Source organism: Sphingomonas sp. EC-HK361 (genome assembly GCF_902498785.1).
Classification (GTDB): Bacteria; Pseudomonadota; Alphaproteobacteria; order Sphingomonadales; family Sphingomonadaceae; genus Sphingomonas.
The window spans coordinates 25900-51506 of sequence record NZ_LR701492.1 but is presented as its reverse complement, the minus strand read 5'-3'; the positions used below and the strand labels follow the sequence as shown (position 1 = coordinate 51506).

Genomic DNA, 25607 nt, shown 5'->3' with positions numbered 1-25607 from the left:
CGAGCAGCGGAGAGTGCGGCGCAACAAAAGCGGGATTTTTGCGCATGCTCGCACGCACATCGAAGGGCCGCCACATAGCCTTCGTCCTGCCGGGGCTGGGCGCCGGCGGGTCCGAGCACATCGTCAGCCAGCTGTGCAACCACTGCGTCGCCAGCGGCTGGACGGTGACGCTCATCGCGTTCGAGGACCCCGGCGCACATCCCTATTATCACCACGATCCGGCGGTGCGCATCCTGCCGCTGGGGCTGAAACCCGAAAGACGTGGTGCGTGGGCCGCGATCCGCGCCGTCCGCGCGCGTCGTGCCATCCTGCGCAAGGCGTTCGCGGTGGTGAAGCCCGATCTCGTCGTCAGTTTCCTGACCCGCGCCAACATCCTGTCGGTGCTGGCAGCGCGCGGCATGGGCATTCCGGTGATCGTTTCCGAACGCAACAACCCGGCGCTGCAGGGGGTGGGCCCGATCTGGGGCGCGCTGCGCCGCTGGGCCTATCCGCGCGCGGCGGGTCTGGTGACGATGACCGCGGGCGCGATGCGCTATTTCGGCGATGCCAGCCCGCCGCGAACCTGGGTGATCGCGAACCCGGCAACCATCCCCGCAGGCGCCCGCGAGCGCCATTCGGACGGGCGCACGATCGGCGCGGTCGGGCGTTTCGTGCCGCAAAAGGGATTCGACCTGCTGCTCGATGCGTTCGCTCGAGTCGCGCGCGCAGTGCCCGACTGGCGGCTGGTGATCTGGGGCGACGGGCCGGACCGCGTCGCGCTGGAGGCACAGCGCGCGCGACTGAGCCTTGAGGACCGCGTCGATATGCCCGGCATCACGACGCGGCCGGGCGAGTGGATCTCGCGCTCCGATCTGTTCGTGCTGTCCTCGCGTTTCGAAGGCTGGGGGCTGGTCGTCGGCGAGGCGATGGCAGGCGGGCTGCCGGCGGTGTCCTTCGACTGCGCCTGGGGGCCGGCGGAAATGATCGAGCACGGCGACAGCGGCGTGCTGGTGCCCGACGGCGACGTCGATTCGCTGGCGGACGCCATCATCGCGCTCTGCCGCGACGATGCACGGCGCGCGGCGCTTGGCGATGCGGCGCGGCGGCGTATGGAGGCGTTCTCGCCGCCGGCGATCATGGCGCAGTGGCTGGCGGTCATCACCGAGGTCGCAGACCAGCGCGAGGCGGCCCGGTGACGCTGAAGTCGCTCGTCCGCCGCGCCCGCCGGCGCTTTCGCGACGAGCCGCATCTGCGTGCGGCGGCGAAGCGTGCCGACGCGTTTCTGGTCTCCTATCCCAAAAGCGGGCGGACATGGCTGCGCTTCCTGCTGTCCTGCTATTTCGCCGAGGTCGCGAAGCTTGGGTTCGAGCCAGACCTCATCACGACGTTTCGTGTGCTGCCCAATTTCGACCGCGATCCGGTGCGCGGGATCGGCGCCTTTGCCTGGGGCGGGACAGCGCAACGGCTGCCCCTGATCCTCGTCAGTCATCTGGGTTTCGCCGCAAGGCTGTTCCTCGACCGGTCGGTCATCTTCCTCGTCCGCGATCCGCGCGACGTCATCGTCTCGGCCTATTTTCATGCGACGCGCCACAAGAAGGTCTTCGCGGGCGATATCGACGCTTTTCTCGACAATCCGACTTACGGTCTCCCCGCGCTGTTCCGTTTCCTGAACGGTTGGGCTGGCGGGCTCGCCGCGCGCCGGCATATCCTGGTGAGCTACGAGGAAATGCTCGACGGGTCGGAGGAGACGGTGGGCGCGATCCTCCGGTTCGTCGGCGTGCCCGTCGATGGCGAGGCGCTGCGCCGGGCGATCGCGGCGGCGCGGTTCGACCGGATGCGCGACAAGGAACGCGATCAAGGCATTCCCGGCCATGACTATGACCGCGGCGACGCCCAGAGCATGCGGATGCGCAGCGGCAAGGCAGGCGGGTTCGACGAGCTGCTGACGCCCGAACAATCCGCGCTGATCCTCGCACGGTGCCAGCGCGAACTGTCGCCGCGCGCACGCGCGTTGCTGGCGGCGACCGGCGTGCCGACGGGTGATCTGCGCACCGCCGCCGCGCCGGCAATGGCCAGCGCCTGAGCGGCGATGCACGTCGCCTGCATCATCACCAGCTTTACCGCCGGCGGGGCGGAAATGCTCGTGGGCAACCTGGCCGAAGCGTTCGTCGCGAACGGCCATGACGCGACGGTTATCGCGCTCAGCGATGCAGCGACGCTGGGCAATGACGAAGCGATCGAGCGCGCGATGATGGCCCGGCTGCGGGAGGTCGGGGTCACCGCGAAGTCGCTTCGCCTGCGCAACCGACGCGACCCGGTCGCGGGCGCCAGAGCCTTGCGCAGCGCGCTGGCGGATCGCGCACCCGACATGATCCATACGCATACCGCAGCGGCGCTTCCCGCCATCGCGCTGGCCCGGATGCGCTGCCCGGTGGTGCTGACCCACCACAACAGCCGGCTTTCCTTCCCGCCCTTCGCGTACCGGCTCTTCGACCGGATCGTCGCCGCCTATGTCGCGATCAGCGACCAGTGCGCGCAGCAGACGCGGCGCCACGCCCGCAAGCCCATCCGGGCGATCCCAAATGCGGCGAACCCACGTTTCCGCGCGTCAGCGCCCCGCACAACGCCGGCCAGAAATCCGGTCGTTCTCGCGGTCGGCACAATTTCGGAACAGAAGGATTATGCAACTCTCATCCGCGCCGTGCGACCGCTCGCGGAGCGACTGGCCGCAACAGGCCGGCGCCCGTGCATCCGGATCGCCGGTGGCGGCGACGCGATCGATGAGCTGCGCGCGCTTGCCGCTGAGCAAGGCGTGGAGGACATCGTCGATCTCCTCGGCCCGCGCAGCGACGTACAAGCGCTGATGGCTGAGGCGGACGTCTTTGCGAATGCGTCGCTGTGGGAAGGTTTCTCGATCGCGATGATCGAGGCGTCGATGAGCGCGCTGCCGCTGGTCGCCACCGATGTCGCGGGCAATTGCGAGATGGTGCTGCCCGGCCGCAACGGGATGCTCGTACAGCCGCGCGATCCCGATGCTCTCGCCGATGCCCTTGCGCGGGTCGTGACCGATCCGGCGCTGTACGCGGCGCTGTCGGCAGGGTCGCTGGCGTCTGCGTCGCGCTTCTCGATCGATCGCTGCGCCGCCGCTCACCTCGCACTCTACCGCGACGTGATCGCACAGGCGCGGTCGCGACTTGCGATCGGCAGGTCCGTCCTCGGATAACGGCGTCGGACAATTTCGGATGATAGCCAACGGGTTCGACCGGTGCAGCGCGGTCCCGTGATATCGCTGGGGGCATGACGAAGGGGATCAGCCGGCGGTGAGGATCGCGGTCATCACCGATATCCATGCGATGCACGGCGCACTTGCGACCGCGCTTTCGGACGCGCGTGCCGAAGGCTTCGATGTGCTGCTGATTCTGGGCGATCTGCTGACCTATGGCGTCGACCCTGCGGAAACGCTTGACCTCGTGCAGGATGCGGTGGCGCGTGACGGGGCGATCCTGGTCGCCGGCAACCACGATCAAATCTACCGCGACTTGGACGGCGGTGCGGACGGTTATCTTGCCGCGCTGCCCGATTGGCTGCGCGAGACGGTGGAATGGACCGCGGCGGCGGTGCCGGCGCACGCGCTTGCGCGCTTCGACTGGGCTGAGTCCTGGCATCACTGCGCTCTGTTCGCCGCACATGCCAACCCGGGCAGTTTCGGGGACTGGACCTATCTGACCGAGACCACCGCCGATGCCGCGGCTTCGACCCTGCGTGCACGCGGCTATCGCTACGGGATTTTCGGCCACACCCACCGCGCGCGCCGCTTCGATGCGCACGGCGTGTCGCTGTTCACGCTGGGATCGCTCGGCCAACCGCGCGACGATGCCGACCGGGGGCTGAAATGGACGATGATCGACATGGATGAGACGGGAATTCGCGTATCGTCACGCCGGGTGGCGTTCGACCGGGACGCTCACTGCTCAGCGATCCGCGCGACGACGCTGTCGGCCGCGACTCAGGACCGGCTCTGCGGGTTCTTCGCGTGAAGGTGCTCGTCACCGGGGCCGGCGCGGTGCTGGGGCAGGGGATCATCAAGTCGCTGCGCCAGTCGACCCTCGACTGCGAAGTCGTCGCGGCCGATCCCAATCCGCTGTCCGCCGGGCTTTACTGGGCCGATCGCGGCTACCGCGTCCCGATGGCGGGCGATGCCGGCTTCGGCGACCGCGTGGAGGAGATCATCGCGGTCGAGCGGCCCGACGCAGTCCTCGTCGGCACCGATGTCGAGCTTGCCTGGTTCGCCGCCAATCGCGCGACGCTGGAAAAGCGCCACGGGGCGCACGTCATCGTCAGCGACCCGCGCGTTGTCGCCATCGCCGACGACAAATACGAAACGGCGCGTTTCTTCGCCGCCGCGGGACTGTCGCCGCCTGCCTCCGCGATCGGCGAGGACGCGAGCGGGATCGAGGATCTGATCGCGACGGTCGGCTTTCCCCTGATCGTAAAACCCCGCATCGGCGCGCGCTCGGTCGGGGTGTCGCTCGTCCACAATCGCCACGCGCTCTCCGCCGCGCTGGAGGGACGCAGCGGCCTCGTCGTGCAGGAATGCGTCGGGACCGAGGACGGCGAATACACCGCGAGCGTCCTCGTCTTCGATGGCGAAGCGCAAGCGTCGATCGTGATGCGGCGCGACCTGCGCGATGGCAACACCTACCGCGCCTATACGGGCGACTACCCCGCGCTGAACCACATGGTGCGCGCGTTCGGCGTGGCACTGCGGCCCTATGGACCCGCCAATTTTCAGTTCCGCATCGATCGCCACGGCCGCGCCCGCGTGTTCGAGATCAATGCGCGCTTTTCCGGCACGACGCCGATGCGCGCGATGGCCGGCTTCAACGAGGTCGAGATGTGTCTGCGCTGGCTGCTCCACCGTGAACCGATCCGCCAGCCGGCGGTGCGCGAGGGCGTGATCCTGCGCTTTCTTGAGGAGATGTTCGTCGATCAGGCCCGAATCGATTCGGTGTCGTGATTGCGCCGGGTGAACGGATTGCGTTGACGGGAGGCACCGGATTCATCGGGGCGCGTTTTGCGGCTCGCGCGCGGCGGGCGGGGTATCGCATCCGCCATCTGGGGCGGCACGCGCCCGCATCCGGCGAGGACTATCGGGCGCTCGATCTTGGCGAAGGCGCGGTCGATCCGGCAGGTCTCGAAGACTGCGCGCTCGTCGTCCACCTCGCCGCCTACATCCCGCGCGATCATGCCGACCCGGCGGAGGCGGAGCGCTGTTGGCGGATCAATGCGATGGGGACGCTGTATCTGGCGCAGGCCGTCGCGCGTGCCGGCATCCGTCGCTTCGTCCAGACCACGAGCGCCAACGCTTATGCGCCATGGGAGAGCAACCCTGACGAAGAAGCGGCGCTCTTCCCGTGCAGCCGCGGCTATTATCTCGGCGCGAAGCTGCTGCAGGAAATCTACGCGGCCGAAATCTGTCGAGACGCCGGCATCGCGCTCGCGACGCTCAGGCTGGCCTCGGTTTACGGGCCCGGCCAGAAGACGGGTGCCGTTGCGGCGATCGGATCGGCCGTGTCGGCCGGGCGCCCGGTGACGCTCGTTGATGACGGGCGGTTCGCGGCCGATTTCGTCCATGTGGACGATGTCGTCACCGCGTTGATGCTGGTGACCGAAAGCGACGCGACCGGCGCTTTCAATGTCGGCAGCGGCGTGCGCACAACGATGATCGAACTGGCCGATCTGTGCGCGCGGCTCGCCGATACGCCGGCGACGATCCTTCGCGAGCCGCCGGCCGACCCCGGGGACCCGGGCTTTCCGGCGCTCGCGATCCACCGGATGCGCGCGCTCGGCTACACGCCGCGCGGCCTGGCGGCGGGGATAACCGACATGATCCGTGCCGCGCGATAGGTAGCGCGGGCGTGCGTTATTCGGGAACGATGTCGAAGTTCAGGCGGTCGGTGTCGAACCCGTTCGCGCCGGGGGTTGCCGTGACCGGACGCTCGCGAATGCGCGGGCCCGGTGCGTGGCTGACCAGCGCGGTGCCCGATCCGTCGAGCACGACGCGTTCCTCGCCGACCGAAATCGTCGCGCCGCGCATCGTCCCGGGCGCGTAGTTCACGCTCAGCAGATATCCGCCCGGCGCATTGCAATATTCCTGAAGCTCGCCGAGCCCATAGGCGCCGCCCGCAGCGGGCACGAGTGCCGGCTGATGGTGGAGCTGGCACAGCACCGGCACCTGGACGCGGACGAGCCAGCCGGCGCTGGCTTCGGAGCTCGCCCCGGCAGGAGCGCTTGCGCACAGGAGGCCGGCGATCGGCAAGGCAATGAAAAGGCGGTTCTTCATGGTTCGGCCCATCTGCTGGTTCGATGGGGCCGTTTTCGCAGCGACCTCTGAAATCGTCGTTTTCGAGCGCGGTAAACGCTGCGGTAATTTTTTGCCGGACTCGGCAGGGTTTTGCCGGGCAGAAGACCTCAAGCCCGATTTTGTAAGAAATCACCAAGAACAGTGCGAGTCGGGGAGCCTTTAGATGAAAACAATGTCACTGTTGTAGATTTTCATCACTTGAGGCCGGCAAAGTGTTAACGGGACATGCAAGCTTACCTAAGGCCAATGGCCTAGAATTCCTTACAATTCGTGGCTCCGAGCCGCACTTAACCATCTAATGATTCGACAAGAATCCCAACAACAAACATAAACGGGTCGTTAACCGGACTGGCGGGGGTCGGATCGGTTTTCACCGACGCAGAACATTGTCGCGGTGCGGGAACGGCAAGTGTCGGTGGCATGGGCGACTGTCTGTGGGGGTGCTGGGTGAACAAGATTGGGGGGAGGCTTCGGCGCACGTCGCCGATCCGTCATATCTGCACGGCATGCGCAACGATGATCGGTTTGATCGGCGCGACGAATGCCTCCGCGGATCAGCTTGACGCTACGAAATCCATGGAAATCAACGTGCATGGCCGGGTGACCGAGCACTGCGCGATGGGGCAGATCGGCGACATGGCGTTCGGCGACATCACCCGCCCCGGCCTCACCGCTGCGGCCCGGGTGCGGTTCAGCTGCAACGTCCCCTTCGACATGAAGATTCAGGCCGCGCATGGCGGGCTCGCCAACGTTCAGTATCCGCAGGGGCAGGGGCCCTATGCGGGCATGCTGCCCTTCACGATGGATGTCGCGATCCCCGTGCGCAAGCCGGCCTCCGCCCTTGTCGGGCGCAGCTTCTCCAGCCGCGAGCTGATGGGCGGCGCGACGCTGTCGAGCGCCGGCGGCATCGCGACCGAAGGCTTCACCTTGTCGGTCGCCCTGGGCGCGCCCCCGCGCGAGGCGGGGCTGCTCGCGGGGCAATATGCCGAGACAGTGGTGATTACAGTTTCGCCAAGTTGAAGGCTGACAACAGATAAGACTTAAGTAAAAACGTAACAAACGGGTCAAATTGAAACAATAATCAACGATAAACCGTTATTGACGACAATAAGCAAAGGTTGCATTCGATCATTGTCGGAACGGGATGAGTCGTCAACCCGAACCGCTCAACACTTGGGGTGAAAGCATGAAAAGCATTCTGAAGGCGGCAACTGCCGCAATTGCCATCGTCGGCATGTCGGGCACCGCATTTGCGGATACGACGACGCAGACCACGTATTCGAACGGTCTTCCGACCAATATCTTCGGCGTGAACGTCGCGGCTATCGCATTCGCTCTGGGCGACGGCAGCCGTTATCAGCAGAGCAGCACCACCACCCGCAACACCGAAGAGGCTTCGGAAAGCGTTGCGAACAGCTTCACGCTGACGGGTTCGGTGACGAAGGACTGCTCGTTCTACGGCGGCGGCCAGACCGGTCACACGATCAACCTGGGCACGATCGGCGTGCGCACCGGCAACAACGACAACGTGTCGATCGCGTTCAACCAGCGCGATGCGGTGACCGCCAACGTCAACAGCGCGACCGCCGGCTGCAACACGAACAACACGGTGACGATCGCCAAGACCAACGGCTCGGACGGCCTGCGCAACTTCCAGCCGGGTTCGTATGACAGCAACCAGTTCACCGATCGCATTCCCTACACGGTCAATGCCTCGTGGACCGGCGTCGCGACGGGTTCGACCGCGGCCGGCACCACCCAGACGCTGGCGGTTGCTGCCAACCAGGGCAACAACAACAAGTCGGGCGGCGCATGGCGTTCGGCCTTCAACATGGACGTCAACGCACCCGCGCAGTCCAAGGGCCTCGTCGCAGGCACCTACACCGACACCATCACCGTCACCCTCGCCGCGATCTGATCGCGACGGGTTGAATAGGGGCGCGGAAAAGGTTTCGGCCTTTTCCGTGTCTCCATAACGCACTTCGGTCGCGTCGGCCGATGCAGGAGAGAAAGCATGTTCCGTTTCGCACGCCTTGCCCTTGCGGCAACCGCGCTCGCCGGCCTCGCGACCGGCGCCAATGCGCAGCACACCACCTCGCAGACGACCTTCTCGGATGCGGGCATCAACGGTCTCAGCACGTCGACCGGCGACTTCTTCTGGAATGCCCTGCAGGACCCCAATACCACGGGCTTCATCAGCGGCGTCAACAAGACCTACAACACCGCGAACAGCGGCAGCCGCTTCCACCAGGAAGGCACCGCGCCCGACAATACCGAAGCGGCTTCGGAAAGCGTTGCGAACAGCTTCACGCTGACGGGTTCGGTGACGAAGGACTGCTCGTTCTACGGCGGCGGCCAGACCGGTCACACGATCAACCTGGGCACGATCGGCGTGCGCACCGGCAACAACGACAACGTGTCGATCGCGTTCAACCAGCGCGATGCGGTGACCGCCAACGTCAACAGCGCGACCGCCGGCTGCAACACGAACAACACGGTGACGATCGCCAAGACCAACGGCTCGGACGGCCTGCGCAACTTCCAGCCGGGTTCGTATGACAGCAACCAGTTCACCGATCGCATTCCCTACACGGTCAATGCCTCGTGGACCGGCGTCGCGACGGGTTCGACCGCGGCCGGCACCACCCAGACGCTGGCGGTTGCTGCCAACCAGGGCAACAACAACAAGTCGGGCGGCGCATGGCGTTCGGCCTTCAACATGGACGTCAACGCACCCGCGCAGTCCAAGGGCCTCGTCGCAGGCACCTACACCGACACCATCACCGTCACCCTCGCNTTCACCGATCGCATTCCCTACACGGTCAATGCCTCGTGGACCGGCGTCGCGACGGGTTCGACCGCGGCCGGCACCACCCAGACGCTGGCGGTTGCTGCCAACCAGGGCAACAACAACAAGTCGGGCGGCGCATGGCGTTCGGCCTTCAACATGGACGTCAACGCACCCGCGCAGTCCAAGGGCCTCGTCGCAGGCACCTACACCGACACCATCACCGTCACCCTCGCTGCGATCTGATCGCTGGTCGGTAACGGATAACTCGGGAAGGGGAGGCGCAAGTCTCCCCTTTCTTAACCTCTATCTGCTCTAGTGCTGCTCCACTTCTTGTCCCGGGGGGGATAGTCTGATGTCGCGTATGTTGCCGGTTTCGGTGCGTGCTTTTGTGCGGCCGGCATTTGTCGTCTCCGTCGCCGCGATCGGCCTGGCCAGCGCCACCTATGCGATGCGCGTGTCGCCGATGGTCGTCGAGATGACGACGTCGGGCTCGGGTGCGGTCGCGCGCGTCGAGGTGCAGAACCTCAACCAGGTCAACCTGCCGTTCGAGACGCGGATCACCCGGATCGATTACGACGACAAGGGCAACATGACCGAAACGCCGGCCGACGGCGATTTCCTCGTTTTCCCGCCGCAGGGTCTGCTGCCCTCGGGCGCGCGGCAGGTTGTCCGCCTGCAATGGGCCGGTGCACCGGACATGCCCGCGAGCCGCGGCTATTATCTGTCGGTCAACCAGCTGCCGATCCCGCTCGCGCCGGGACAGGAATCGACCGGCGCGCAGGTGCAGGTCGTCTATCACATGAAGGCGCTGGTCACCGTTGCGCCGCCCAAGGCCACACCGAAGGTCGAGTTCGTCTCCGCCAAGCCGATCGAGATCGAGGCGAAGGCGCCGCCCGCCATCGAAGGCGCGAAGCCTGCGCCCGCACCGACCGCTCCTGCTGTGAAAACGCCGGGGCTGGAGATCGTCGTGCGCAATACCGGCACGCGCTACGCGATGATGGCGGGTGCGGTCTGGACGATCGAGGGCAAGGACACCGCAGGCAAGCCGCTCAAGGTCGTGAAGTCGCTGGAAGACCTCAACCGCGACATCGGCGTCGGCTATCTCGCGCCGCTGGGCGGCCTGCGCACTTTTCAGGTGCCGACCGGCACTGCCTTCGCGCCCGGATCGGTCAAGGTCCGCTTCGGCAAATGATCGCGGCGCGCGCGTCGTTGCTGCTCGCGGCGTCGGCGATCGCGATCGCGGTGCCGGCGCGCGCGCAGGTCAGCGTGCCGCTGCCGAGCCGCCCCGCCACCCAAGGGTCTCCTTCGTCGCAGACTCCCGTCCCGGCGCAACAGCCGCCCGGCGTGCCGGTGCCGCTGCCCGGATCGCAGCCCATCCCCGTCGTGCCGATGGGCAAATACGGCCGGCCGGATATCAACCCGTACGATCGCGACATCAACCTGACGGTGCCGCTCACCTATCGCGACCGGCCGCTGGGCGAAGTTCCCGTGCTGCTGACCCACGACGACCGCTTCGTCGTCGACACCGCGCCTTTCCTGAAGCTGCTGCAGCCGTTGCTCAATGCCGCGGCCCAGGCGAAGCTTGCCACGCTGCTCGCGGGCAAGAAGACCTTTACCTCGGACGACCTCGCCAAGTCGGGCGTCTCGCTCGACTATGATCCCGGCTCGCTCTCGGTCGTGGTCCTGCGCATCGCCCCGGAAGAGCGCGCCACGGAATCGCTGTTCAAGACGCCGACACGCGACGACGACAAGCCCGATCTCGCCCCGGAATTCTTCTCGGGCTATCTCAACGCCAATATCGTCGTGAACAAGCTGTGGGGCGTGCAAGACCGGCTGACCCGGCCGTCCTTCTACCTCAACGGCGCGACGCGGGTCGGCCCGGTCGTTCTGGAAGGCGATGTGCAATATGCCGAGGAGCTTGGCTTCACCGGCGGAACCTATCGCTTCGACCGCAACTATGTGCGCCTCGTCTATGATCAGCCCGAAGAGTTCCGCCGCTGGTATCTTGGCGACCTGACCCCCGAAATCCGCGGCCAGCAGGGTTTCGTCCAGATGGGCGGCATCGGCGTGTCGCGCGAGCGGCAGCGTTTCGACCAGTTCCGCTCGGCGATCCTGCAGGGGAATCGCCAGCTCATCCTGCAGCGCGCTTCGACGGTCGACGTCTATCGCAATGGCTCGCTGCTGAAGCAGTTCCGGCTGGATGCGGGCGCGTATGACGTCTCGGCCCTCCCGCTCGTCACTGGCGGCAACGACGTGCAGATCCAGGTCCGCGACGATGCGGGCGGCGTGCAGGACCTGAACTACTCGTCCTATCTCGACCCGATCGACCTGCAGCCCGGCGATTATGAATATGCCGCCTATTTCGGCAAGACGAGCCGGCGGTTCGGACGCACGCCGATCTACAATGGCGACATCTCGTTCACCGGCTTCTATCGCAAGGCGTTCCTCGATCGGCCGGCGATCGGCATCGGCGTGCAGGCAAGCCAGCGGGTGCAGGTCGTCACCGGCCAGACCCAGTTCGTGCTGCCCAATAGCGGGCGCATCCAGTTCGATCTCGGCGCCAGCCGCGCGCGTAACTATGGCGGCGGCTATTCGGTGGGGGTGTCCTACGACCAAATCTTCGACCGCGCCGGGCTGATCGATTCCTTCACGGTGCGCGCCGACTATCTGTCCCGGCGCTTCGCCGGGCTCGGCTATATCGACCCGGACAACAGCAGTTCCTGGTCGGTCAACGCGCAATATACCCGCGCGATCACCTTCGATCTGACCGCGCTGCTGGGCGGCAGCTACATCAAGAACCGCGGCACCTTCGGCAACACCTACCGGATCAACTCGTCCATCTCCTATCGTGTGTCGCGCAAATGGAGCGTGCGCGGCGGGGTGGATTACACGAAGTATGGCAATACCTTCAGCCGCCAGAACGGGCTCGGTTTCAGCGCGTCGCTGATCTTCCAGCCGACCTATCGCGACCGGGCGGAGGCGCGGCACGACAGCAGTATCGACACCAGCAGCCTGTCCTATGTCCACGCGTCCGACAACCGCATCGGCGCGATCGGTTATGGTGGGCTCGTCAGCCGCGACTTCGGCGACGTGAACGCGCAGGCCTTTGCCGATTATACCGGCAACCGCTTCGACGCGTCGGTCAGCCATTCGGCGTTCGGCACCAGCTTCAACCGGATCACCGACCAGCAGATCACGTCGGTGCGCGTCGGCACGTCGCTCGCCTTTGCGGGTGGCGAGTTCGGGATCGGGCGGCGGATCAACGACAGCTTCGCGATCCTCTATCCGCACCCGACGCTGAAGGGGCACAGCGTCGTCGCCGGCCAGTCGATCGCCGAGAACGACTATCTGTCGAAGAGCGGTATCCTGGGCGGTGCGGTGAACGGCTATCTCTCGTCCTATGTCACCCAATCGGTGCAATATGACGTCGAGAACCCGCCGGCGGGCTATGATATCGGCCCCGGCGTGGTGCGGGTGAAGCCGCCCTATCGCAGCGGTTACAAGCTGGAGGTCGGCACCGACGCCTTCGTCAGCGCGGTCGGCAACCTCCTGCTGCCCAACGGCAAACCCGTCGCGCTCGCCGGCGGACGGGTGATCGATCTCGACCGGAAGGATGACGAGCCGCTGCTGTTCTTCACCAATTCGGTCGGCCGCTTCGCCATCCAGAATTTGCGGCCCGCCAACCGCTACCGTGTGGAGCTCTACGGCGCGCCGGCGAGCTTCGAGTTCGCGGTACCCAAGGATACCAATGGCCTTGTCGATCTGCAGGCCGTCAAACTGCCTCCGGCCAATTGAGGTTCGCCATGAAACCGCTCGCCCGTGCCGTTCTTGCCGCAACGCTCGCCCTCGCCGCGACCGATGCGTCCGCGCAGGCCTCCGCCGCGCGGCTCGCGACCGGGTGCCGGCTGCGGATCGACAGCAACGGGTCGAACTGGATGATCCAGGGCTATGATCCCTTTGCCAGCAACCAGTCGACCGCCACCTTCGACGTCATGTTCTTCAATGAGGGCGACGGCGAATGCCGCTTTCGTCCGGTCTTCATGACGGATGGGACCCCTTTCGGACTGCAGGCGGATACCGGGCGGCGCGTGGGCTATACGCTCCTCGATACCTGGGGATCCTACGACGCGACGCCGCTTGGCGGGCGGACGATCGCGCGAATCACCAACCGGCCGGTCGTCGTCTCGCCCGGCGCGCAGCAGCTCGTGCGCTACGTCCTGAACGTGGCGGCGGGCGAAATTCCGGGCGACGGCATCTATTCGCAGCGCCTCATCATGGAGGCGGACCAGACCGACGGCACGCCGATCGCGTCGCGCCAGTTCCTTGTCGGCATCCAGGTCATTCCTTCGGCGACGATGCGCCTTGCCGGCGCCTTCCGGCGCAACGGTGGCCAGGCGGACGTCGATCTGGGCGAGCTGCAACAGGGTGTCGCGCCGGTGCCGCTCGCGCTCCAGGTGCAGAGCACGCGCGGGTATCGTCTTGGATTGCGGTCGCAGAATGGCGGCAAGCTGCGCCTCGCGGGCACGGATTGGTGGGTTCCCTATGACGTGCAGATCGATGGCCGCACGGCGACGCTCACTGGCGATTCCAGCCTGTCGTTCGGGCGGGGCGGGGGGCTGCGGGCCGATACGCTGCCGGTGGTCTTCCGCGTGGGCGACGTCGATGGCAAACGCGCGGGCGTCTACTCCGATGTGCTGACGGTGTCCGTCGCGGTCGAGTAAGGCGCGCCGCTCAACGGCCCTTCACCATCGCGGTCAGCAGCTCGTAATAGGGGGCGAGCGCGATCATCGCATCGAGCTCGCAGCCGGTGCGTCCGCCAAGCGACCACCGCACGGTCGCGCTGATCGTGCCGATGACGGGTAGCGCGACCTTCAATCGATCGCCCACGGCATGATCCGATTCGCAGCGCATCATCAGCCCGCAGGCAGAAATGTTGACGATCAGGACGGGCATCGACCGTCCGTCCGCCGCAGTCGCGCGGGTCCGGTAATGGACCTCGTCGCGCGGAACGCTGCGTTCATCGATCAAAGCCCGGGCGATACTGGCCACGGCGGTCCCCTTTGCCTGTCGATTTCGACGCTAGGCTGCGGGCATGAACCCCCGGCAAAGGAAGCTGGTTACGAAATCCTTACACCGCCCGCAGGACGCCGTGATGCTTTTTGCCGGCTGAGATTCGGACCTCGCTCGTGACGGTGACGATCGCGCCCTCGTCGCCGACCTTCTCTCCATCGATGCGCGCGCCGCCGCCCTTGATCAGCCGGCGCGCCTCGCCCTTCGACGCGGCAAAGCCCAGGCCGACGAGTGCATCGATGAGCGCTATTTCGCCGCTGACCTCGAGCGTGGGGAGCGACGCGCCGGTGGCGCCTTCCTCGAAGGTACGCCGTGCGGTTTCGGCAGCTTCCTCTGCGGCAGCCTGCCCTCGGCACATCGCGGTCGCTGCGTTCGCCAGTACGATCTTCGCGGCATTGATCTCCGCGCCCTCCAGCGCCTCCAGCCGCGCGATCTCACCCAGCGGCAGGTCGGTGAAGAGCCGCAGGAACCGCCCCACGTCGCGGTCGTCGGTGTTGCGCCAGAACTGCCAGTAATCGAAATGCGGCAGCTGGTCCTCGTGCAGCCACACCGCGCCCGCCATCGTCTTGCCCATCTTGCCGCCATCGGCGGTCGTGATGAGCGGGGTCGTCACCCCGAACACCTCGGTCCCGTCCATCCGCCGCGCCAGCTCGATCCCGTTGACGATGTTCCCCCACTGGTCGCTGCCGCCCATCTGGAGCCGGCACTCGGCGCGCCGCGACAGCTCCAGAAAGTCATAGGCCTGGAGGATCATGTAGTTGAACTCGAGGAAGCTCAGCGACTGCTCGCGGTCGAGCCGCAGCTTCACGCTGTCGAACGACAGCATCCGGTTGACGCTGAAATGCTGGCCCACATCGCGCAGGAACGGGATATATTCCAGCGCGTCCAGCCACTCGGCATTGTCGAGCATCACCGCGTCGGTCGGGCCGTTGCCGAAGGTCAGGAAGCGTTCGAAGATCCGCTTGATCGACGCGACGTTCGCCTGGATGCCGTCCTCGGCGAGCAGCTTGCGCGCCTCATCCTTGAAGCTGGGGTCGCCGATCTTGCCGGTGCCGCCGCCCATCAGCACGATCGGCTTGTGACCGGTCTGCTGGAGGCGACGCAGCAGCATGATCTGGACGAGGCTGCCGACATGCAGCGACGGAGCGGTCGGATCGAAGCCGATATAGCCCGGCACGACCTGCTTCGCGGCAAGCGCATCGAGTGCCGTCGCGTCGGTCAGCTGATGGATGTAGCCGCGCGTCGAAAGCGTGGCGAGCAGATCGGACGAGTAGCTGGTCATGATGTGCTTGGCGTTAGCACCGCGTGCCTGCGTCTCACAACCGCGGCAATTGCCCCAGCGGATCGACGGGGGTGCGGCCGCGGCGCAGTTCGAAATGCACCGCCGGTTCGTCGGTCGATCCGGTCGCGCCCGACAGCGCGATGGTGTCGCCGCGCTTCACGCTCTGCCCGCGCCGGACGCTCAGTTTGGAGGCATAGCCATAAACGCTCGTCCAGCCATCGCCGTGGCGAATGATGACGAGCCCGCCGAGCGATGCGATACCGTCGCCGGCATAGGCCACCACGCCGTCCGCCGTGGCCTTGATCGGCGTGCCGCTCGGCACTGCGACGTTGATCCCGTCATTGCGCTGCCCGGTGCGCACGGGGCCGAACCGGCCCACGATCTCGCCCCGCACCGGCCATAGAAAGCGGCCGTTCAATTGGGCGGGTTCCACCACGGCGGCGGTTTCCGGCAGGACGCGCCTGGGCGTGGGCGCGGGCCTGGCCGGCTTGGCATTCTGCGCGAGCGCCGGCTCGCCGCCGGTCAGGATGTCGTCGATGTCGAGCTTGAACGCCGCGGCGCGCTCGGCGGCGCTGCGCGGGCGGTCGGCGCCGGGGATCAGCACGCGCTGGCCGGCGCGCAGAATATAGGGTTCCTCCAGCGCGTTGGCGGCCACGACCTGCGACCATTCGACGCCATAGGCGCGCGCGATCGCGATCCCCGTTTCGCCGCTGCGCACGAGATGATAGCGCCCGCCGGGAATGCGCAGCCGCTGCCCGATCGTCACGACATAGGGCGGTGCGATGCCGTTGGCGCGGGCGATGGCCTCCGTTCCCGCACCCGTCGCGTTGGCGATGCCGCGCAGCGTGTCGCCGGGCCGCACGTCATAGCTCTGGTCCGCGACGTCGGTCGCATCCGGCGCAACCGGGCGTGCTTCCCAGGCAGGACGCGGCGCCGGCAGGGCGGTGACCCGGTCTGGCCGGGCGGGGGGCGTCGGCCGATCGACCGGCTCGCGATACGGCACGCCCTCTTCCGGCGGCACCCGCTGAACCATCTGGAGCGGCGCGGGTGGCGGTGCATCACGATAGACCGGCGGATCGACCTGGGGGATGCAGCCCCCAAGGAGCATCGCCCCGCCCGCAACCAGCCACTTCGCCGCCATGCGTCCCCCCTTTCTAACGCGGCGTCAGCCGATCGACGCCGAGATAGGGGCGCAGCACCTCGGGCACAGCAACCGATCCGTCAGCCTGCTGGTAGTTTTCGATGATCGCGACGAGCGTGCGGCCGACCGCGAGCGCGGAGCCGTTGAGGGTGTGGACGAAGCGCGTGGCCTTCTCGCCCTCAGGGCGGTAGCGGGCGTTCATCCGCCGCGCCTGGAAATCGGTGCAGGTCGAGCAGCTGGAGATTTCGCGGTAGCGATCCTGGCCGGGCAGCCAGACTTCGAGGTCGTAGGTCCGCGCAGCGGTGAAGCCCATGTCGCCGGTGCACAGTTTCATCCGGCGATAGGCCAGCCCGAGCGCGTCGAGCATGGCTTCCGCGCACTCGGTCATCCGCTCATGCTCGGCCTCCGACGCCTCGGGGGTGACGATCGACACCATCTCCACCTTGTCGAACTGGTGCTGGCGAATCAGCCCGCGCGTGTCGCGTCCGGCCGCACCCGCTTCGGAACGGAAGCACGGGGTGAGCGCGGTGAAGCGGAGCGGCAGCTCGGCTTCGCTCAATATCTGTTCGCGCACGACGTTGGTCAGGCTGACCTCCGCGGTCGGGATCAGCCACCGGCCGTCGGTGGTCTGGAACAGATCCTCGGCGAACTTGGGAAGCTGGCCCGTCCCGAACGCCGCTTCGTCGCGGACGAGAAGCGGGGGCGCCATCAGCTCATAGCCATGCTCCTGTGTCAGTCGGTCGAGCATGAACTGGCCGAGCGCGCGGTTGAGCCGCGCCGCCGGTCCGCGCAGCAGCGCGAAGCGCGCGCCCGCGATCGCGACGCCGGTTTCGAAATCGAGGCCGAGTGCGGGGCCGATCGCGTCGTGCTCCTTCACCGCAAAGGCGAAGGTGGGGCGGGAGCCGCGTTCGTGGACGAGCGCGTTGGCGTCCTCGTCCGCACCCTCGGGCACGTCGGCGAGCGGTAGGTTCGGGATCGCGGCGAGGCGAGCGGCGAGGTCGGCGCCCAACTCGGCCGCTTCCGCTTCGACCGCCGGCATGCGCTCCTTGAGCGTTGCGACCTCGGCCATCAGGGCGGCGGCGCCGGCTTCGTCCTTCTGCACCTTCGCCGCGCCGATCGCCTTCGACGCCTCGTTGCGGCGCGCCTGTGCGATCTGCACTTCAGTCAGGAGCGCGCGCCGGCGTTCGTCCAGCGCGACCAGCTCCGACGCTGCCGGAGCCATCCCCCGGCGGGCCAGAGCGGCGTCGAAAGCGGCGGGATCGTCGCGGATCAGGCGGATGTCGTGCATGCGCCGGCTATGGCGAGACGGCCTGCGCTTCGCAACCCGGACGCATCGCTGGGCGTTGGTTAGCTAGTATCAATCAGGAGAGTCTCATGCAGCTGCCGCACAATTCCGTCGTTCTTGTCGCCGATGGCCGCAAGATGCTGTTCCTGCGCAACGACGGCGATGCGACCCATCCCAATCTGATCGTCGAGCATGCGGAAGAACAGGAAAACCCCGCGACCCGCGAACAAGCGACCGATCGTGCCGGCACCGCCTCCTCATCGCTGGGCGGTGCGCGCAGTTCCGTCGAACCGACCGACTTCCACCAGATCGAGGAGGATCGTTTCGCAGCGGCGGCAGCGGACATGCTGAAGCGCCGCGCGCTCAGCAACGACTTCGAATCGCTCATCATCGTTGCGCCGCCGCGGACGCTCGGAGAAATGCGCAAACATTATCACAAGGCGGTCAGCGAACGGCTGACCGGCGAGATCGACAAGGACCTGACCGGCCATCCGATCGAGCAAATCGAAAAGCTGTTGATCGACGCCTGAGCCCGGAGGCCATAAAATGGGGCGCGTGCCGATCGCACGCGCCCCGATCGCCCCCACGGCGGAACTGATATCAGGCGGTGACGGCCTTTTTCGCGAAGCGCTTGCGCGCGACGAGGCCGGCTGCGGCCGCACCGAACAGCAGGATCATCGGTGGCGCAGGCACGGGCGCGGGCGGGCCGCCGCTCGATCCGGTGCTGCCATGGTGATGCCCGCTCGACGTCCAGCCGCTCGACGTGCTCCAGCCCTTGGAGCTCGACCCGTAGCTGGACGAGCTGGTCGAGGACGAGGTCGAACTGCTGGTGGAGGACGAAGTCGAGCTGCTCGTCGAGCTCGAAGAGGACACATTGCCGCTGGACGACGAGGTGCTCGAAACATTCCCGCTCGACGTCGACGTCGAGGAGCCGCCGGTGGAGGTGGAGGTCGACGACCCGCCGGTCGAGGTGGACGAGCCACCGGTCGATGTCGAGGACCCGCCCGTCGAGGTCGATCCGCCGCTGGAACTGGAGGTCGAGGAAATGACGATGCCGCTCGACCCGCTCGACGATCCGCCGCCGAAGAAACCGCCGCCGAAAAAGCCGCCGCCACCGCCGACGAATCCGCCGCTCCCACCGATCACCGCCGGGCCAGCATCGCCGCCGCCGCCCATCGCATAGGGCGGGGGAACCGGGATCGGGGTGGGTTGGTTCGCGACGGTCACGACCGTCGGCGCGCAGGCAGCCTTGGTGGTCGTGACAATGCGGCGCACGCGGGTCGGCTTTGCGGCATAGCGCACGGGGCGCTTCTTCTGCACGGTGATGAGCTTCGACCCCTTGGTCTGCTTCGTCACCGCAGGGCGCGCCTTCGTTTCCGCGACGTGCACCGCGCCGCCGCCGATGAGAGCGCCGCCCGCTGCCACCGCGCTGAGTTTCGCCAAGGCCATCCGCACCGACATGATGTCACTCTTTCCCTGTCTTGCCCGGTGCCAGTTCGGGCATCCAAGCCGATATCGTCAGAAACCCAAAACAAAGGCTTAAGCGCAATCGCATTAAGGACGATTGGGTTGATTAACCGCGGATTTGCGCGGGCGGGAGCGGGAAAGCCGCGGTTAATGTCCCATGTCGGGACGTCTGACGGCTCGGGAAGCCTGCCGCACGACAGATTGCCGTCCTGCAACAGCTGGAAAGTTCATCGCCGATAAACTTTGGATTCGCCAAGGCTTTCGTCGAAGGAACTTTGCTTGTCGTTCGCTTTTCGCCCGCTTATAGGCGCGCTCACGGGGCGCCTGACATGCGGGACAACGCAGCGGGCGCGTGGTGGGGAGAAGGTCGATGGCGACGGCGTTGAATCGAGTGGACCACGACGACATGGCGGCGCTGGCCGCCGCGAACGATGCGCTGGGGGATTACCGGCCGAGCGCGGACGAACCCTTCATGAACGAGCGCCAGCAGGCGTATTTTCGCAGCAAGTTGTTGCAGTGGAAGGATGCGATCAAGCGGGAATCGCAGGAAACGCTGTCGCAGCTGCAGATCGATTCGCTGCGCGAGGCGGACCTGACCGACCGCGCGTCGAGCGAGACGGACTGGTCGATCGAACTGCGCACGCGCGACCGGCAGCGCAAGCTCATCTCCAAGATCGACGCGGCGCTTCGCCGGATCGAGGACGGCGAATATGGCTATTGCGAGGTGAGCGGTGAGCCGATCAGCCTGGCGCGGCTGGAAGCGCGGCCGATCGCGACGATGACGGTAGAGGCGCAGGAGCGCCACGAGCGTGCCGAAAAGGTTTCGCGCGACGATTGATCCGAAGCCGAGCGATCGCGTGGTTTTCGCAAGTTTTCGCTAACGAATAAAGGGTAGCGCCGAGCCATGGGCGCGATGGATCCAGAACACCCGTTCGGGAAGCTGCCGGCATCGGTTCGGGCGGGGCGGGAGCGCGGCCGCGACAGCCTGTTCCTGATGGCGAAATTTCGCCGTGCCGGCGAGAAGGCGCATGTGGCGGTGCGGGTGCGCAACCTGTCCGAGGGCGGGCTGATGGCGGAGCTGCCCGAAGCGCTGGACATCGACGAGGCGGTGGAAGTCGAGGTGCGCGGTCTTGGCTGGGTCAAGGGCCGGATCGCATGGCATGCCGAGGGTCGCACGGGCATCGCGTTCGACAGGCTGGTAGATCCGCAGCTTGCCCGCAAACCGGTTACCGGCGGCACGATGACGCCCAGCTACGTCAAGCCGATCATCATCAAGGGCTGAATTCGGGGCGCTGAACGCGCGGCCAAGAATCAAAAGCGGCGGCCGCCCCAAGGGGACAGCCGCCGCGCGAGTCGCCTCAATGGGCGGCGACGATCATCTCTTCCTTCAGCCTCAGCTTCTGCTTCTTGAGGTCTGCCATCGTCGCGCTGTCGGGCATAGGTCGCTGCAATTCCTGCGCGATCCTGCGATCGAGTCCAGCGTGCTTTGCCTCAAGCGCGGAAAGATGCGCGTCGTGCATGGCGAAAAACCTCCTGGGTTGGTTGACGGAACCTTGGAGTAAACCACGCGATGATGGAAAAGTCCCTGTCAAATTCGGTGAATCGGCTTACCCGCTTGCCAGATGCGACGAGACGATTCGCGCCTCGATGGGGTAATCGTCGGGCTTGCATGGCGCGCAGACAACGCTGAAACGGGTGGCGCAGGGGTGGCGATGAACGACGACGAACAGATCGCGGCACGGCTGGAAATCCTGCGCACCGATCACCGCGACCTGGATGCCGCGATCGTCGCGCTGGGTTCCGCGATGCCGGTCGATCAGCTTCAGATGGCGCGGCTGAAGAAGCGCAAGCTGCGTCTGCGCGACGAGATCGCGCTGCTCGAGGATCAGCTGATTCCCGACATCATCGCGTGACCTGCCCGGCATCGGCACAAAATCGCGCCGATAACCATTTGCGGCCCTTTTCGGGCGCCCGCATCCGTGTCACCGAAGCGTCATGACAGGGGACGGTCACCGCTCGCGCATCCAGCGCCGCCTCATCGATTCGCTTTACATGGAAGCGATGCTGCTGGCCGACGAGGCGCGCGCCTATTTCGACGAAGGCGGGCGTGCCGATCGGGAGGCGCTGGCGCCGATGGAGCGAGTCACCTTTTCCTGCGAATCGCTGAAGGTGACGACGCGGCTGATGCACATCATCGCCTGGCTGCTGACCCAGCGCGCGATCGATGCGGGCGAACTCGCCCCGCGCGACGCGCTCGATCCGTCGCGTCGGCTCGGCACTGCGCCGGTCACCGAAGGCCGCGTTCTCGCGAGTTTGCCCAAATCGGCACAGGGGATGATCGCGACGAGCATCGACCTCCACCGCCGCGTGGCTCGCCTGGACGAGGCGCAGAGCATGGATGTGCCCGCGCCAAGCCCCGCGCGTTCGATGCTCGACCGGCTGGCGATGTCGTTCTGAGGTAGGTGCTGCCCCATACAACCCGCCGAAACACGGGTCCGATGCGCTTCAGCGCGCAAGCACCCGGGCGCGGGCGGCGTCATATTGGGCCGCAAGCCGGTCGATCCGGGCTGCCACCGGCTCGATCCGGTCGACGACGCCGATGCCCTGACCCGAACCCCAGATTTCCTTCCACGCCTTTGGCTTGGCGGAATTGCCGCCGCCGAAGTTCATCGTCTTCAGGTCGCCATCGGGCAGGTTGTCAGGATCGAGGCCCGCGGTTTCGATCGACTGGCGCAGATAGTTGCCGTGCACGCCGGTGAAGAGGTTGGAATAGATGATGTCCGACGCCTTCCCCGCGACGATGCCATCCTTGTAGGCGGGATCGGCATTCGCCTCGTCGGTCGCGATGAAGGGCGATCCGATATAGGCCAGGTCCGCCCCCATCGCCTGCGCCGCCAGCACCGCATCGCCCGTGGCGATCGATCCGGAGAGCGCGAGGGGGCCGGTGAACCATTGGCGGATTTCCTGCACGATCGCAAAAGGCGAGAGCCGCCCGGCATGGCCGCCGGCGCCCGCCGCCACCGCGATCAGACCGTCCGCGCCCTTTTCGATCGCCTTGCGCGCAAAGCGATCGTCGATGACGTCGTGCAGCGTGATTCCGCCCCAGCCGTGCACCGCGGTATTGAGGTCCTCCCGCGCGCCGAGCGAGGTGATGACGATTGGTACCTGCCATTTCGCGCAGGTTGCGAGGTCGGCCTCAAGCCGATCATTGGATTTGTGGACGATCTGGTTGACCGCGAAGGGCGCCGCTGGCCGGTCCGGATGAGCGCGATTATGCGCGGCGAGCTCTTCGGTGATGCGGTGCAGCCATTCGTCGAGCAGCGCCTGCGGCCGCGCGTTCAGCGCCGGGAAGGAACCGACGATCCCCGCCTTGCACTGCGCGATCACCAGATCGGGGCCGGAAATGATGAACAGCGGCGATCCGATGACCGGAATCCGCAGCGACGAAAGCAGGGCTGGCAGCGTCATGGATACGTTTTGTACCGCAACCGACCGCGCTGCCAAGCGGTTTGCGTTTCGCGGCGCAGACCGTAAGGGAAGCTGACGATATAAGGTTACGGAGAGTCGTGTTGTCCCTGAAGCTCGCTGCCGCCACCGTCCTGGCGCTTACCGTTTCATCCGAGGCACTTGCGGCGGGCCAGCTACCGCGCACCGTCGTTCCGGTGTCCTATGACATTTCGGTCAAGCCCAACGCCGCGGCAAAAACCTTCACCGGCACCGAAACCGTCGTCGTCGATGTGAAGACACCGACCGATTCGATCGTGCTCAACGCCGCCGAACTCTCGAACGTCGCTGCTACCTTCGACGGCAAGCCGGTGAAGACCGCGATCGACGAAGCCGCCCAGCAGATGACGGTCACGCTGCCCGCCAGGGCAAGCGCCGGGCGCCACACCATGACCTTTGCGTGGACCGGCAAGATCAACGGATCGGCGGCGGGGTTGTTCTCGATCGACTACACGAATGTCGATGGATCGCCGGGGCAGATGCTCGCGACCCAGTTCGAGGCGCCCGACGCGCGCCGTTTCGCGCCGATGTGGGACGAACCGGGGCTGAAGGCGACCTTCAAGCTGACCGCGACGGTGCCGGCGGGCGACCTTGCCATTTCGAACACGCCCGCGGTGTCTGTGACGAAGCAGGCCGACGGATCGCAACTCTATCGGTTCGCGCAGACGCCGGTCATGTCGAGCTATCTGCTGTATTTCGGCACCGGCAAGCTGGACCGCAAGACGGTGAAGGCCGGGCCGACCGAGATCGGCATCGTGACCCGCAAGGGCGTCGTCGATCAGGGCGACTATTCGCTGGGCGCGGCGAAGAACCTGCTTGGCTACTACAACAATTATTTCGGCCAGCCTTATCCGCTGCCCAAGATGGACATGATCGCGGGGCCGGGCTCCAGCCAGTTCTTCGGCGCGATGGAGAATTGGGGCGCGATCTTCTACTTCGAGAACGAGGTGCTATTCGATCCGAAGCGGACGACCGAAAGCGGACGCCAGCGCATCTACACCGTCGTCGCGCACGAAATGGCGCACCAGTGGTTCGGCGATCTCGTCACGATGGCGTGGTGGGACGATCTGTGGCTGAATGAGGGCTTCGCCTCGTGGATGGAGACCAAGGCGACGGCCGACCTGAACCCCCAGTGGCAGGCACGCGCGGCGGCGATCATTTCCGACCGCGAGCAGGCGATGGGGATCGATGCGACCGCGGCCACCCATCCGATCGTCCGCCATGTCGAGACGGTCGACCAGATCAGCGAAGCCTTCGACGGCATCACCTATGCCAAGGGGCAGGCGGTGATCGGGATGCTCGAATCGACGCTCGGTCCCGATGTCTTCCGCCAGGGCATCCGCAGCTACATGGCGAAGTATAAATACAAGAATACGCAGACCGACCAGCTCTGGGCCGAACTGTCGAAGGCGTGGGGCAAGCCCGTCGCCGAGATCGCGCACGACTTCACGCTGCAGGGCGGGGTGCCGCTCGTCACGCTGACGGGCGCGCGGTGCGAAGGCGGCAAGACGGTCGCCACGCTGACCCAGGGGCGCTTCGGGCTGGATGCCGCATCGAAGGCGCCGCAGACGTGGCGGGTGCCGCTGGTCGTCGCGACGCTTGGCGGTGGACAGACCTCGACGATCGTGCGCGGCGCGGCGGGCACGCAGGTGTCGGTGCCGGGCTGCGGCGCGATCGTGCTCAACCACGGCAAGGGCAGCTACACCCGCGTCATGTATGACGACGCGACCCATGCGGCGATCGTGCGCGATTATACCAAGCTCGATCTCGAGGATCGGCTGGGCACGATCGCTGACGATTATGCGCTCGCTCGCGGCGGTTATCAGGACCTGTCGCGCTGGACGGCGGTGCTCGATCGCATCGGCGCGGGGGCGAGCCCGCTCGAATGGGCGGCGGTGACGGGCGAGATGGCGGGGCTCGGCGGGCTGTACGAGAACACGCCACTTGGCGACGCGATTGATGCCAAGTCGCGCACGCTGCTGTCGCCGGTGCTCCAGCGGCTCGGCATGAGTGCGAAGGCAGGCGAATCGATCCTCGACACGAACCTGCGCGAAGGGCTTGTCGGCCGGCTGGGCGCGGTGGGCGATCCGGCGGTCGTGGCGCTGGCCCGTGCGGACGTGCCGAAGCTTGCATCGAATCCGACGGCACTGCCGCCCGCGACGCGCGAGGCGCTGCTGTCGACCTATGCCCGCAACGCCACGTCGGCAGACTGGGACACGCTGCTGAAGCTGCAGCAGGCGGAGCGCAGCCCGGTGGCGAAGAACCGCCTGACGACGCTGCTGGGCGCAGCGCACGATCCCAAGGTCGCGCAGCGTGCGTTCGGCCTGCTGGAAGGCACGACGCTGAGCGAGCCGCAGCGCGCGAGCCTGCTCGCGTCGCTCGGTCGCAGCCAGCCCGACATGGCGTTCGACTGGGCGGTCGCGCACCGCGCGCTGGTCGACAGCTTCGTCGAGCAGTCGAGCCGGGCCGGCTTCGTCGTCGGGCTGGGCGCGGGATCGAACGACGCGGCAATGCCCGGCAAGATCCAGGCCTATGCCGACAAATATCTGCCCGAGGGTTCGCGCGGCGGCGCCAAGCGCGCGCTGACGACGATTGCGACGCGCAAGGCCGTCGCGGATCGGCTGCGGCCAGCAGTCAGCAAATGGCTGGGGATGTAGTCTGCGGGCCACCGTTCACGGACAATAGCGGCGAATCGCTTGACGGCAGGCGCGCCGCTATCATGCT

Annotated in this window: 25 protein-coding genes and 1 pseudogene; 18 read left to right on the top strand and 8 right to left on the bottom strand. The window is 66.5% G+C overall.

Annotated features, from left to right (window positions below):
- The first annotated feature begins 44 nt into the window (after positions 1 to 44).
- The 6 genes from BOS5A_RS00590 to BOS5A_RS00565 all read left to right on the top strand — a co-directional run bounded on the left by BOS5A_RS00590 (position 45) and on the right by BOS5A_RS00565 (position 5886).
- A complete protein-coding gene (locus tag BOS5A_RS00590) occupies positions 45 to 1175 on the top strand; it encodes a glycosyltransferase family 4 protein (protein ID WP_151953287.1) in 1131 nt (376 codons plus the stop codon).
- Positions 1172 to 2062, top strand: coding sequence for a sulfotransferase domain-containing protein (locus tag BOS5A_RS00585; protein ID WP_151953286.1), 891 nt, complete (start codon positions 1172 to 1174; stop codon positions 2060 to 2062). The genes BOS5A_RS00590 and BOS5A_RS00585 overlap by 4 nt, the downstream gene beginning before the upstream one ends.
- A 6-nt stretch (positions 2063 to 2068) precedes the next feature.
- On the top strand, positions 2069 to 3202 hold the full coding sequence (locus BOS5A_RS00580; protein ID WP_151953285.1) for a glycosyltransferase family 4 protein: 1134 nt from the start codon (positions 2069 to 2071) through the stop codon (positions 3200 to 3202).
- Positions 3203 to 3299: 97 nt separating this feature from the next.
- Complete coding sequence (locus BOS5A_RS00575; RefSeq protein WP_151953284.1) at positions 3300 to 4016, top strand: metallophosphoesterase family protein; 717 nt, start codon at positions 3300 to 3302, stop codon at positions 4014 to 4016.
- Entirely contained in the window at positions 4013 to 4996 is a 984-nt protein-coding gene (locus tag BOS5A_RS00570; protein ID WP_151953283.1) for an ATP-grasp domain-containing protein, read from the top strand. Before BOS5A_RS00575 ends, BOS5A_RS00570 begins: the two co-directional genes overlap by 4 nt.
- 23 nt (positions 4997 to 5019) lie before the next feature.
- The gene (locus BOS5A_RS00565; RefSeq protein WP_234419123.1) at positions 5020 to 5886 is read left to right on the top strand and encodes an NAD-dependent epimerase/dehydratase family protein; all 867 of its coding nucleotides are present in this window, start codon (positions 5020 to 5022) and stop codon (positions 5884 to 5886) included.
- A gap of 16 nt (positions 5887 to 5902) precedes the next feature.
- On the opposite strand, the gene BOS5A_RS00560 is transcribed toward BOS5A_RS00565, so the two are convergent.
- Positions 5903 to 6322 carry a hypothetical protein gene (locus BOS5A_RS00560; protein WP_234419122.1) on the bottom strand — a complete coding sequence of 140 codons (420 nt, stop codon included), beginning with the start codon at positions 6320 to 6322 and terminating at the stop codon, positions 5903 to 5905.
- Between the two features lie 537 nt (positions 6323 to 6859).
- On the opposite strand from BOS5A_RS00560, the gene BOS5A_RS00555 reads away from it, so the two are divergent.
- From BOS5A_RS00555 to BOS5A_RS16045, 6 genes and pseudogenes are all read left to right on the top strand, one after another.
- On the top strand, positions 6860 to 7363 hold the full coding sequence (locus BOS5A_RS00555; protein WP_151953281.1) for a hypothetical protein: 504 nt from the start codon (positions 6860 to 6862) through the stop codon (positions 7361 to 7363).
- A gap of 166 nt (positions 7364 to 7529) precedes the next feature.
- On the top strand, positions 7530 to 8261 hold the full coding sequence (locus BOS5A_RS00550) for a hypothetical protein (RefSeq protein ID WP_151953280.1): 732 nt from the start codon (positions 7530 to 7532) through the stop codon (positions 8259 to 8261).
- Positions 8262 to 9140: 879 nt separating this feature from the next.
- Positions 9141 to 9377 (top strand): annotated as a pseudogene (locus BOS5A_RS16050) (hypothetical protein); the annotation flags it as partial.
- Positions 9378 to 9486: 109 nt separating this feature from the next.
- Positions 9487 to 10326, top strand: coding sequence for a fimbria/pilus periplasmic chaperone (locus BOS5A_RS00540; RefSeq protein ID WP_234419121.1), 840 nt, complete (start codon positions 9487 to 9489; stop codon positions 10324 to 10326).
- On the top strand, positions 10323 to 12929 hold the full coding sequence (locus BOS5A_RS00535; RefSeq protein WP_234419120.1) for a hypothetical protein: 2607 nt from the start codon (positions 10323 to 10325) through the stop codon (positions 12927 to 12929). Before BOS5A_RS00540 ends, BOS5A_RS00535 begins: the two co-directional genes overlap by 4 nt.
- Before the next feature lie 8 nt (positions 12930 to 12937).
- Positions 12938 to 13855 (top strand): hypothetical protein, encoded by a 918-nt coding sequence (locus tag BOS5A_RS16045; RefSeq protein ID WP_234419119.1) that lies wholly within the window; start codon positions 12938 to 12940, stop codon positions 13853 to 13855.
- A gap of 10 nt (positions 13856 to 13865) precedes the next feature.
- On the opposite strand, the gene BOS5A_RS00525 is transcribed toward BOS5A_RS16045, so the two are convergent.
- From BOS5A_RS00525 to serS, 4 genes are all read right to left on the bottom strand, one after another.
- Positions 13866 to 14183: a PilZ domain-containing protein gene (locus tag BOS5A_RS00525; RefSeq protein WP_234419118.1), complete on the bottom strand. Its 318-nt coding sequence runs from the start codon at positions 14181 to 14183 to the stop codon at positions 13866 to 13868.
- Positions 14184 to 14262: 79 nt separating this feature from the next.
- Positions 14263 to 15486, bottom strand: a complete 1224-nt coding sequence (gene tyrS, locus BOS5A_RS00520; RefSeq protein ID WP_151953278.1) for a tyrosine--tRNA ligase — start codon at positions 15484 to 15486, stop codon at positions 14263 to 14265.
- A 34-nt stretch (positions 15487 to 15520) separates the two neighbouring features.
- The gene (locus BOS5A_RS00515) at positions 15521 to 16627 is read right to left on the bottom strand and encodes a M23 family metallopeptidase (protein WP_234419117.1); all 1107 of its coding nucleotides are present in this window, start codon (positions 16625 to 16627) and stop codon (positions 15521 to 15523) included.
- Between the two features lie 13 nt (positions 16628 to 16640).
- Complete coding sequence (gene serS / locus BOS5A_RS00510) at positions 16641 to 17915, bottom strand: serine--tRNA ligase (protein WP_151953277.1); 1275 nt, start codon at positions 17913 to 17915, stop codon at positions 16641 to 16643.
- Between the two features lie 86 nt (positions 17916 to 18001).
- Here serS and BOS5A_RS00505 point away from each other — a divergent pair, with 86 nt between their 5' ends.
- The gene (locus BOS5A_RS00505) at positions 18002 to 18442 is read left to right on the top strand and encodes a host attachment family protein (RefSeq protein WP_151953276.1); all 441 of its coding nucleotides are present in this window, start codon (positions 18002 to 18004) and stop codon (positions 18440 to 18442) included.
- A gap of 70 nt (positions 18443 to 18512) precedes the next feature.
- Here BOS5A_RS00505 and BOS5A_RS00500 read toward each other — a convergent pair whose 3' ends face one another.
- Positions 18513 to 19373: a hypothetical protein gene (locus BOS5A_RS00500; RefSeq protein WP_199857151.1), complete on the bottom strand. Its 861-nt coding sequence runs from the start codon at positions 19371 to 19373 to the stop codon at positions 18513 to 18515.
- A gap of 376 nt (positions 19374 to 19749) precedes the next feature.
- On the opposite strand from BOS5A_RS00500, the gene dksA reads away from it, so the two are divergent.
- The gene (gene dksA, locus BOS5A_RS00495) at positions 19750 to 20217 is read left to right on the top strand and encodes an RNA polymerase-binding protein DksA (RefSeq protein WP_151953275.1); all 468 of its coding nucleotides are present in this window, start codon (positions 19750 to 19752) and stop codon (positions 20215 to 20217) included.
- A gap of 75 nt (positions 20218 to 20292) precedes the next feature.
- A complete protein-coding gene (locus tag BOS5A_RS00490; protein WP_151953274.1) occupies positions 20293 to 20661 on the top strand; it encodes a PilZ domain-containing protein in 369 nt (122 codons plus the stop codon).
- A 76-nt stretch (positions 20662 to 20737) separates the two neighbouring features.
- Here BOS5A_RS00490 and BOS5A_RS00485 read toward each other — a convergent pair whose 3' ends face one another.
- Positions 20738 to 20899 carry a YdcH family protein gene (locus BOS5A_RS00485; RefSeq protein ID WP_151953273.1) on the bottom strand — a complete coding sequence of 54 codons (162 nt, stop codon included), beginning with the start codon at positions 20897 to 20899 and terminating at the stop codon, positions 20738 to 20740.
- Positions 20900 to 21091: 192 nt separating this feature from the next.
- Between BOS5A_RS00485 and BOS5A_RS00480 the strand changes: the two genes are divergently transcribed.
- The gene (locus tag BOS5A_RS00480; RefSeq protein ID WP_151953272.1) at positions 21092 to 21292 is read left to right on the top strand and encodes a YdcH family protein; all 201 of its coding nucleotides are present in this window, start codon (positions 21092 to 21094) and stop codon (positions 21290 to 21292) included.
- An 82-nt stretch (positions 21293 to 21374) separates the two neighbouring features.
- Positions 21375 to 21836 (top strand): DUF1465 family protein, encoded by a 462-nt coding sequence (locus tag BOS5A_RS00475; protein ID WP_151953271.1) that lies wholly within the window; start codon positions 21375 to 21377, stop codon positions 21834 to 21836.
- A 48-nt stretch (positions 21837 to 21884) separates the two neighbouring features.
- Here the strand turns inward: BOS5A_RS00475 and BOS5A_RS00470 are convergent, their stop codons facing one another.
- On the bottom strand, positions 21885 to 22847 hold the full coding sequence (locus BOS5A_RS00470; protein WP_151953270.1) for an NAD(P)H-dependent flavin oxidoreductase: 963 nt from the start codon (positions 22845 to 22847) through the stop codon (positions 21885 to 21887).
- A gap of 101 nt (positions 22848 to 22948) precedes the next feature.
- Here BOS5A_RS00470 and BOS5A_RS00465 point away from each other — a divergent pair, with 101 nt between their 5' ends.
- Positions 22949 to 25540 carry a M1 family metallopeptidase gene (locus tag BOS5A_RS00465; RefSeq protein ID WP_325058510.1) on the top strand — a complete coding sequence of 864 codons (2592 nt, stop codon included), beginning with the start codon at positions 22949 to 22951 and terminating at the stop codon, positions 25538 to 25540.
- Positions 25541 to 25607: the final 67 nt, after the last annotated feature.